The following is a 9,018-nucleotide window of genomic DNA, read 5'->3' as shown; positions in this document are numbered from 1 at the left end:
CCCTGCAGGCCTTCGACATCGCCTTCGACGGCCGACTCTCCGTCGGCCGCCGCTAACTCACACCACCCGAGTTACACCGTTGGCTGGACAGACCCACCAGGCACCGTAGGGTGGGTATGTTGGCGATGTCAACAGACTCACTCTCTAGAGTGACTTGTTGCCTAGTGCCTCTGCGGGGTGAAGTTGAGAGGGAGGCGGAACGCCGCCGGTGCCACCGAGCAGACAACTGGTACGAGGCATCACTTGGGCCGTCAAGGCAAGCCGGCCCGGTACCGGACGGCCCGATACAGCGGAGTGACTCCCGGGTGCTGTGATTCAGCAGGACGGGCAATTTACCGTCTTGGTGTGGCGTCAGCCGTAGGCTTGAGCACCTTGATTCTGGGGGGACGATGATCGACTATCGCAAGGCAACTAACGTTCCGGTCTGGACGCTGGCGACACGTGATGTCCAGGTGCCGGCCGTGTTCGGGGACGGGCCGATGACGGTTGAGCGGCTGGCTGAACTGCGAGGTGTGCTGGCTGCGTTGGCCGACCAGCCGATCGTCACGCTCGAGGCGCACCCGCTGCCCGACAAGCTCGACGGCAGCCGTGGTATCCCGCTCGATGCCGCCAGCCCGTTGGCGCAGCACCTGTCGCAGCTCATCACCGAGTCGGCGAAGGCTTCCGCCACGGTCGCCAAGGCGACGGCCTCCGGCGAGATCCTGTGCCGCGTGGTGGTCCCGGCGAAGGTCGCCGCCGAGTTCGGACAGGGGCTGGTCACCTGGATGGAGCCGAAGGGATCGACGGGCGGGTTCTACGGCGACCTCGTGTATGCGGCGACGGGCCAGATCGCCGCCAAAGCGACCATTGTGCCGGTCAGTGGGGCGGCGGCGGCGGGCACGGTCGGCGGCGCGGGTGCGACCGCCGGCGCCGCGGCCGCCGGTGGCGCGGTGCTCACCGTGGCCGCTCCGCTCGTGCTCATGGCGGTGGCCGTCGGGGTGAGCGCGCACGCCGACCGCAAGCGGCAGCAGGCCATCGCGCACATCACGGACCTGCTGGAGCAGCTTCAGGCCGACAAGCTCGACGACGAGCACAGCGCGCTCAACGGGTGCCGTCCCGCCATCGACAAGGCCACGGCCATCCTGCTCGACCAGGGCAAGCTCGGTGTCTCGCTGGGACTCGACTCAGCGGTGCACACCATCGACACGGCACTGAGCAGGGCCGACATCCGTCTGGCCCGCTGGCGGAGCGCGCTCGACAAGCTGCCCGCCGGCGAGCCCGTCGAGCTCGGCACGCTGACCGAGCCGTTCCCCGGCGTGGACGACCAGGGCGGCACGTTCCGCACCCACGTCGAACTGGCGCAGTTGGCCATGGCGTTGAAGCGGCGCGTCAACGTCCTCCAGGCGGTCGAGCGAGCCCAGAGCGAGCCTGACAACCTGTTCGAGAACTTCACCCGCGCCCTCAAGGACGACGAGCGGCGTCTCGACGAGCTGGAGTCGGGCATCGCCGGGGTGCTGGTGCGCCTGTCGACGCTGGAGCTGGCGCGCCCGAACAGCAAGCGCCCCGTCTTCACGACCGGTGAGGTCGACCGGCTCCTGCGCGCGACATACCAGATCCGCCGCCTGGGCGACGGTGTCGCACGCAACGGCCGCCCGACGGACGTGGCGATCGAGATCGCTCGGGAAAGGGACGGCTCGGTGGTCGTGTTCCCCGCGTTGCCTGCGGAAGCGTAGGCCTGATGGGAAAGGTGTTCGGCCCCGGTGCGGATGCGGCGAATGGCTGGGGAGGCCAGCTGAGATGACACTTTGCGGGATGCTTTTTCACCGTTCTGATGATTAATCAGGAGTGGCATGCATAGGGTCACGCCATGGTGGGGCTGCGAACATTGCGGGGATACCTTCTCGAAGAGGTCCTTGCCTGGCTGCTGAGGTCCAGTGGGTACCGTCTGCTGACGGAGCAGGACGACCCGGTCAGGCCACCGTGGAACGTGCTGGAGAAGCGCAAACACGGACTGGTGGTGCGGGGCCGCGGGGCCTGGCACCAGGCGGACAGTCTGGGCGAGTTTCCCTACGTTCCCCGTTCTCGCTCCCGATACGTTTGTTCGCCGAGGCGAAGTTCACCAGCCCCCCGGTCGGTCTCCCTGTCGTACGCAACGGGCATGGTGTCGTGCACGATCTGAATGAGAACCTCGTCACCACTCAGAGCAACGGCTCGGGCCCCCACCGACCGAGGACGCGCTATCGCTACAGTTACGCGATCTTCTCGACATCAGGGTTCACCCGGGATGCCCAGGAGTTCGCGCTCGCCCATCAGATCTCTCTCATCGACCGGTCGTTGCCCGACTTCCAGTCCCTGCGCAAGCTGGTGGAGGTGGCCGCCAAGGCGGTCTACGACGCCGCGATGTCGATGCCGCCGAGTCAGCGGCCCACCGTTTACGAGATGCGCAACTACTTGCGCCGGCATCTGCTGGACTTGTGGGAAGAACCCGTAGCGCGTTCTCCCTCAGTGACCCGTCCGCTCGACACGCTGGCGGCGGGTCTGCGCCGGTCGTCACTGGGACTCGTTCTGGCCTTTCCCGCCGCTCCTTTCGTCCTGGGGCTTGTCTCCAAAGATCTCCGGGCCTTTCTCAGATATGCCTTCGAACAGCCCACTCACGCCGTCCGCGTGCGCAGGAGCCACCGGGCGGTGGGGCATCCCCTGTGGTCCATCGCACCGCGCGAAGGCGCCGGCTACAGGCTGACCTTCAGCCTGCCGGAGCAGGTGGAGGCGTGGATTCTCGACCAGGAAGAGGGAATCAGGTCCCGCACTCATTGGACGGCGCGGAACCTGCTCTCCGCCATCACCCTGTACTGGGTCGACGGGAATCACACCCACACCTTCCGGCTGCACTACAGCCCGGACGAGTTCCGCGAGGGCAGCGGCAGGCTGAGACCTTCCGTCAGCGACTTCGACGAGACATCCAGTCTCTTCTGATCCGAAAGGCGTGGCCGTCTCTGCGACGACAGCACCCCCGTGCAGCTGAGTGCCGGGTGGGGAGTAGACGTGGCTGAGCACCTTGTGACGAGGGGCTTCCATGCCTGAAGTCCGCCGCGGCGTACGTCCGGCGGCGGAGATTGGTGCAAGATGATGTGGTGTCAAGTCTTCGCAGCGACCCCCGAACCGCTGCCGCTCTCCGCGGCAGCGGCTGGGTGAGCAACTCACCGCAGGCTGACCAGTTATTGACGCGTCTGGCGCCCGGTGAACGTGTTGAGCTGCTGTTTGTCACCGCCCGGTTCCATGGCGCGCTGACCGGTCGGCGTCTTCTCCTGTGGAAGGGCACCTTCAAGGTGGAACACATGGAACTGCGCCGCCCCCTCACTGTCCTGGAGAGCGGGAGTCGGTCCCGGTTTGTCGAGGCAGTCGTGCTGGAGGGGCCCGAAGGAGCGATAGAGCTCACGCTCCTCTCCGCGACTGCGGCACGCACCTTGGCCGACGCCGGCCGGTCCGCCGGTGAAAACATCCCACCTGCTCCTCCACATGTCGCGCAGGACTACGGCGGTGCCGTAGGCACACCTGAAGCGCACCGCTCGGCTGTCGGTCAGACATCAGAACCATGGCGAGTGGAGGGAAGCGCCGGCTCACGGGAGGCGGTGTACCGCGCGAGAGCCATTCGTACATGGCAGGACGCCGAGCTCGCCGCCGTCGACCATATGCGCGTTCTCGGCTTCACCGACGCACGAGTGACGGGTGCCGGCGCGGACGGGGGCATCGACGTGATCGCCCGGGACGCCGTGGCGCAGGTGAAGCACTACAGTCAGCCGATCGGTGTCGGCCCCGTTCGAGAACTGCGGGGAGTGGCGGAGGCGCACCAGCGTCTTCTGTTCTACGCCTCCGGTGGCTACACGGCCGCCGCCCGGCAGTTCGCCGACGACAGAGGTATCGCGCTTTTCTCCCTCCAGGAACTCGGTCACATCACCGCGCTGAACGAGGCAGCGGCTCGCCTGTCCGCTCGTCCGGCCCCCGCCTCGGCTGCCGGATGGAGCCGGACGGTGTCCAGCGGGAGCCGGGCGGCTGCGTGGGGCGGGCCGACGTCGAGCCTGCGGGCGAGTCAGCGTGCCGCAGAGCTGGAAGCCCAGCGGCAGACCGTGCTCCGTCTGATCGCTCGAGTCCGTGTGTACACAAGTGAGGTCCATGCGCTGCCGTCCAACCAGTACACCAAGGACCGCATCAAGGTATTGAAAGCGGCGCACAAGCTGACCGAGCGCGCGGAGTCCCTGCTGGCCAAGTCGCGGACGGAGTTCCAGACGCATGGCGGGCGGAAGCGGCTCATCGCCATGGCCGATGAGAAGGCCCGCGAAGCCGTCCTCAAGCTGGGGATGAGTGCCTGACGCAACAGACGCAGCTCGCGGGCGGAGCAGCCGCTCTCCTGCCGATGTGATCATGCCGTGGTGTCGAGCAGCTCGGCCCGGACGGTCTTGCCGCTGGGCGGGTAGGGGACGCAGTCCCAGTGGTCGGCGAGGGTGGTGACGAGGGTCAGGCCGCGTCCGGTGGTGCTGAGTGGGTCGGCTTCCGTGCCCGCGGGGAGGGGGAGCGGGCGGAGGTCTCCGCGGGCGTCGCTGACCTCGATGCGGAGGCGGCCGGCGGCCGGGTCGAGGACGAGGGTCAGCCGGAAGCAGTGGCCGGGCACGCGGCCGTGCAGGACGGCGTTGGCGGCCAGCTCCGCGACGACGAGTTCGGCACGCTCCGTGAGGTCGTGGGACGCCGTTCGGGAGCGCAGCTCGGTCACCGCGAGGAGCCGGGCGAGCCGGGCGCCGCGCCGCGTGGACGACAGCAGCTGGGTGAAGGTCGCGACAGGGGCGCCCACTTGGGGTGTTGCGTGGTTCATGGCGTCAGACTGGCGGCCGGATTTGGGTGAGGGCGAGTGCCGCGCCCCGTACGGAGGGTAGGCGTACGGACGGGTAAGGCGGGCGGTACGCCGGATTCGCGCGACGCCGTGTGAGGAACGCGGGAAGGCGGCAGAGTGTTCCCGTGCGGTGGGCGGGGCATCGCGGTCGGTTGAGCGTGGGCGCCGATCGAGGTGGCGGGGGACTGTCGGTGGCTGGTGGCAGGATCGCCGGCATGGTTTTCGTACGTACGACTCCGCCGCGGCCTGTTGAGGTGACCGCGGTCTTTCCCGAACTGGCTCCACTGGCGCGTCCCGCGATACGGCTGCACCCCCGTCCCGGGTCGCCTTCGGTCAGGGACAGCTCGGTCGGGGGGCCGTTGCTGTGGCCGGCCGAGGAGCCGTGGCCGCAGTGCGAAGCCTCACACCTGCACGGGGACAGCGGGTTCCGCCAGTCGCCGGCAGACGTACGGCTGACGAGGCGCAGGCTGGCCCGGCTGCACCGTGATCCCCACGGTCCCGAGTTCACGCCCGAGGAGGAGGAGCTCAAGGAGCGGAACGCCGCGCGGCTCGCGGAGCGATTCGACGCTGGCCCTCCCCGGCCCGCGGAGTGCCCGGTGCCCCTGTTGCCCGTGGCCCAGCTGTACCTGCGCGACGTACCCCTGTTGCGGCCGCCCGGAGAGGCCGATCTGCTCCAGGTCCTCTGGTGCCCCTACGACCACGAGCCGCACTGGAAGCCCGCGACCGCGGTGTTCTGGCGTTCCGCAGCCTCGGTCGTCGACGTCCTCGCCACGCCACCGGAACCGTACGAGGTCAACTACCCGGGCTACGTACCGGAGCCGTGTCTGCTGGCACCGGAAGCGATCAACGAGTACCCCAACAGCCTCGACCTGAGCCGAGAGTTGAGGCAGGTGGTGGGGGACTGGAGCAGATGGCAGGCAGCCGGCGTGGACGTGGACGGCTCGTACGCGGAGTATCCGGCGGATTTCTACGACGGCAACCTGGCGGACGCTCCCGGCTGGAAGGCCGGTGGCTGGCCGCCGTGGGGCCGCACCGACCCGTACCGCCGGCACTGCGCTGTCTGCGCAGCCCAGATGGTCCCGCTGCTGACCATCGCCTCCTTCGAATGGGACGGTGGTGAGCGACGCGGCTGGGCCCCCTACGAGGACCGGGCCGCCGCCTACGCCGCCGGTCACCGCGCCGGCTTGTCCCCCGCGCAGCCGACGAAGGTGGAAGTGGGCAGCGCGGACAACATGCAGCTCTACGTCTGCCCGGCCTCTCCCGAGCATCCGCACACTGACCTGATCCAGTGAACTGCCGGGCCTGTCGCACCTCCTGTGCGCCCACCGCCAGGCGGCCCCTCGACTCCCGGCTCGGCTCACTCACCGGAGCCGGAGCGCCCGCGCGGTACGGGAAGACCCAGGCCCCCGACTATGCGCACGGGCAGGACAGCTCGGGGGCCGCGCGGTTCGGGGAGCAGGTCACCACGGCCAGAGTGAGGTACGAGGGGCGTTCGAGGTAGCAGCCGTACGACACGTCGGCGCCCGAGCGCAGGCGTTCGGCGGCGGCGTCCACCAGCCGGGCCAGGCGTGCGGTGTCCCGGTCGCCCTCCGCCGCGAACCGGGGCGTGTACTCGGCCAGCCGCTCACCGAACCAGGCCGCCGCCTCCTTCGCCTCGTCCCAGGTGCCCCGGACCAGTGAGCGGGGCTTGACGAGCCAGTACGCCGTCTCCAGGGGCGGGAGGTCCGACGTGCGGCACTCCGCGGCGACTTGCCGGTAGCGCTCGATCAGTTCCGGCCTGCTCCCGGCCGGGGGCGGATCGGGGTGCGGGGGCCGCCGCAGGGCCTCGTCGTCGAAGCGTGCCTTCGGGCCGGTCCAGAGGTAGGCGTGGTGGTGCACGTACTGCTCCCGGAGTGCGGAGCGCCGGCCGGACGTGGGGAGGAACCCGGTCCGGCCGGCGACAGGGGAGGGGAGGGATGAGGGTCAGGCGCCGAGGCCGAAGCGGGCCGGGTCGATACCGGCGGCGTCCAGTTCCTCGGTGGTGAACCGCAGCGGCTCCGCGTCCGGCCGCTTGCTGTCTCCCAGCGCCCAGGCGTCCTCGCCGATCCGCGCCAGCGTCACGCACCCCTCGGTGCAGGGGCCGCCGCACGCCTTCGTGAACGAGGCCCCGCTGATGTCGAGCGCGTACAGGTTGGTTCCGTTCTGCATGACTGCACCTTCCAGCTCGTCCGACGCGGCCGGGTCCGGCCGCCGCCGCCCGTGGTGGGCGGGAGATCACGGGAGGGGAGGTGGCCAACCGGTTGTTTCCGCAGGTGAGCGGTGGACGCGGATGGCTTCTCCTGGCTCTCCGTGACCTCAGGGTGGCGGTCGGACGGGGGCGGGGACGAGTGTGGCAGCCCGTACGCTGAGTCATCGTACGGACACGAAGAGTGGACGGTACGTCGGATTTTCCGCCAGGCTGGAGGTGAACGCGGGGCGGCCTGAGGAGCCGTCGCGGTGCGGTGCGGAGAAGAGGAAAGGGGCGGCGGATGGACGTGGTCGGGGTCGAGGGGGAGGCGGCCGGGATCGCAGGCACGCGGGCGGTTCCGGTGGGGGAGTGGGAGCGGGAGCCGCATCCGTCGGACAGCCTGCGGACGTTCGGGGCCGTCGTCCAGGCGCTGCGTGAGCACGCGGGGCTGAGTCGGGTCGACCTGGGCGCCCGGGTCCAGTACTCCAAACACACGGTCGAGTCGGTGGAGTTGGGGCGCCGGATGCCGGACGAGGCGTTCGTGGAGCGGGCGGAGGAGGCCCTGGGCAATACGGGTGCCCTGCGGAAGGCCGCGCGGCATCTGACGCGGGGGGAGGCGGGGCTGGCGGCGTGGTTCCGGCGGTGGGCTCGGCTGGAGCGGGAGGCGGTGAGCCTGTGTACGTATGAGTGCCGGTTGGTTCCTGGGTTGTTGCAGTCGGAGGGCTATGCGCGGGCGGTGTTCGAGGGCACGATTCCGCTGCGGACGGACGAGGAGCTGGAGGTGCAGCTCGCCGCGCGGATGGAGCGGCAGGTGATGATGCGGGAGCGGCCGACGGTGCCGTTCAGCTTCATCGTCGAGGAGCATGTGTTCCGGCGGGGGTTCGGGGATGCGGAGGCGATGCGCGGGCTGGTGGACCATGTCCTTGAGCTCTCCGCCCCGCGTAACGTGACGCTTCAGGTGGTGCCGGTGGAGGCTCGGTTGCACGCGTGCCTGGATGGCCCTCTGCAGATCCTGGAGACCTCGGAGGGGCGACGGCTCGGGTACTCCGAGGGACAGCAGAACGGTCGGCTGATCTCCGACCCGAAAGAGATGATTCTGCTCTGCCAACGCTATGACACACTGCGCTCGCAGGCCCTCAACCCAACAGAATCCCGGGACCTGCTGGAGTGACTGCGAGGAGAGCTATGAGCAGCGGTACATCGGAACTCGCCTGGTTCAAGTCCAGTTACAGCGGCAGCCAGGGCGACAGCTGTGTGGAGATCGCGATCGCCGAACAGGCCGTCCACGTGCGGGACTCCAAGGACGTGGCCCGCCCGTCCTTCGCCGTCGGCCGCGAAGGCTGGGAGCAGTTCGTGCGGTTTGCGTCGGAGCGTTGAGCGACTTGAGGGCGTGCCGTTCGCTGGAGTGGCGGACGGCACGCCCTCACCGCGTTCGGGGACCCTTGGTCTCGTCCGTGGAGCCGTAGCCGAGAGCCGCGCGGTTGATGAAACGGTCACCGAGGTCGCGCACGGGCGCGGGCTTCGGCTGCGGAGTGACGCTCTTCGCTGCGGACTTCTTCGGGGCAGGCTTCTTGCCGCCCGCACGCTTGGCCGGGGTCGCCTTCGCCTGCTTGGCGTTTTTCGCGGCCGGCGTGTTGCGCGCCGCGTACCTCTTGCGTGCCGCTGAGAGTCTCTCGCGTTCTCGAACGGCCACGTTGGCGGGGACGGCGTTGGTCAGGGCGCGGGCCCGGCTGAGCGCGTAGAGCGCTGCGGTCCAGTTCTTTCGATGGCTAGGTTGGCCAGTCTGATGGCCTGCTGCAAGGCCCTGATCCTCGCGGGCTGCCGTTGGGGTATCGGGGTCTCGGCCCCGTTGCTCCGCTTCTGTCCAGCGGCACGGGTACCCAGTCCGTGCCCGAGGTCAGGACGACGACCGAACGGGGGTTGCTGCTCTGGCTCCGACGCACCACGTGCG

General features: G+C 69.2%; 10 protein-coding genes. 6 read left to right on the top strand and 4 right to left on the bottom strand.

Going from position 1 to position 9,018, the window contains the following annotated elements:
* The first annotated feature begins 389 nt into the window (after window positions 1–389).
* The 3 genes from ACFW6P_RS22730 (at window position 390) to ACFW6P_RS22720 (ending at window position 4,346) form a co-directional block, all read left to right on the top strand.
* Window positions 390–1,712: a hypothetical protein gene (locus tag ACFW6P_RS22730; protein WP_386424503.1), complete on the top strand. Its 1,323-nt coding sequence runs from the start codon at window positions 390–392 to the stop codon at window positions 1,710–1,712.
* A gap of 433 nt (window positions 1,713–2,145) precedes the next feature.
* A complete protein-coding gene (locus tag ACFW6P_RS22725; protein ID WP_386424500.1) occupies window positions 2,146–2,952 on the top strand; it encodes a hypothetical protein in 807 nt (268 codons plus the stop codon).
* Window positions 2,953–3,167: 215 nt separating this feature from the next.
* On the top strand, window positions 3,168–4,346 hold the full coding sequence (locus tag ACFW6P_RS22720) for a restriction endonuclease (protein WP_386424497.1): 1,179 nt from the start codon (window positions 3,168–3,170) through the stop codon (window positions 4,344–4,346).
* Window positions 4,347–4,396: 50 nt separating this feature from the next.
* Here the strand turns inward: ACFW6P_RS22720 and ACFW6P_RS22715 are convergent, their stop codons facing one another.
* Entirely contained in the window at window positions 4,397–4,843 is a 447-nt protein-coding gene (locus tag ACFW6P_RS22715) for an ATP-binding protein (RefSeq protein WP_386424494.1), read from the bottom strand.
* Between the two features lie 233 nt (window positions 4,844–5,076).
* Between ACFW6P_RS22715 and ACFW6P_RS22710 the strand changes: the two genes are divergently transcribed.
* Window positions 5,077–6,153 (top strand): hypothetical protein, encoded by a 1,077-nt coding sequence (locus ACFW6P_RS22710; protein WP_386424491.1) that lies wholly within the window; start codon window positions 5,077–5,079, stop codon window positions 6,151–6,153.
* Window positions 6,154–6,271: 118 nt separating this feature from the next.
* On the opposite strand, the gene ACFW6P_RS22705 is transcribed toward ACFW6P_RS22710, so the two are convergent.
* Both ACFW6P_RS22705 and ACFW6P_RS22700 read right to left on the bottom strand, forming a co-directional pair.
* Window positions 6,272–6,739 (bottom strand): hypothetical protein, encoded by a 468-nt coding sequence (locus tag ACFW6P_RS22705; protein WP_386424488.1) that lies wholly within the window; start codon window positions 6,737–6,739, stop codon window positions 6,272–6,274.
* Window positions 6,740–6,823: 84 nt separating this feature from the next.
* Complete coding sequence (locus ACFW6P_RS22700; RefSeq protein ID WP_107476686.1) at window positions 6,824–7,048, bottom strand: DUF397 domain-containing protein; 225 nt, start codon at window positions 7,046–7,048, stop codon at window positions 6,824–6,826.
* A gap of 320 nt (window positions 7,049–7,368) precedes the next feature.
* Here ACFW6P_RS22700 and ACFW6P_RS22695 point away from each other — a divergent pair, with 320 nt between their 5' ends.
* Both ACFW6P_RS22695 and ACFW6P_RS22690 read left to right on the top strand, forming a co-directional pair.
* Complete coding sequence (locus tag ACFW6P_RS22695) at window positions 7,369–8,238, top strand: Scr1 family TA system antitoxin-like transcriptional regulator (protein WP_386424485.1); 870 nt, start codon at window positions 7,369–7,371, stop codon at window positions 8,236–8,238.
* Window positions 8,239–8,252: 14 nt separating this feature from the next.
* Window positions 8,253–8,444: a DUF397 domain-containing protein gene (locus tag ACFW6P_RS22690; RefSeq protein WP_386424482.1), complete on the top strand. Its 192-nt coding sequence runs from the start codon at window positions 8,253–8,255 to the stop codon at window positions 8,442–8,444.
* 46 nt (window positions 8,445–8,490) lie between these two features.
* Here the strand turns inward: ACFW6P_RS22690 and ACFW6P_RS22685 are convergent, their stop codons facing one another.
* A complete protein-coding gene (locus tag ACFW6P_RS22685; protein ID WP_386424480.1) occupies window positions 8,491–8,760 on the bottom strand; it encodes a hypothetical protein in 270 nt (89 codons plus the stop codon).
* Window positions 8,761–9,018: the final 258 nt, after the last annotated feature.

The organism is Streptomyces sp. NPDC058741, from assembly GCF_042746715.1.
GTDB lineage: Bacteria > Actinomycetota > Actinomycetes > Streptomycetales > Streptomycetaceae > Streptomyces.
Note: the sequence above shows the minus strand (reverse complement) of the source record. Positions and strands in the feature narration are given on the sequence as shown.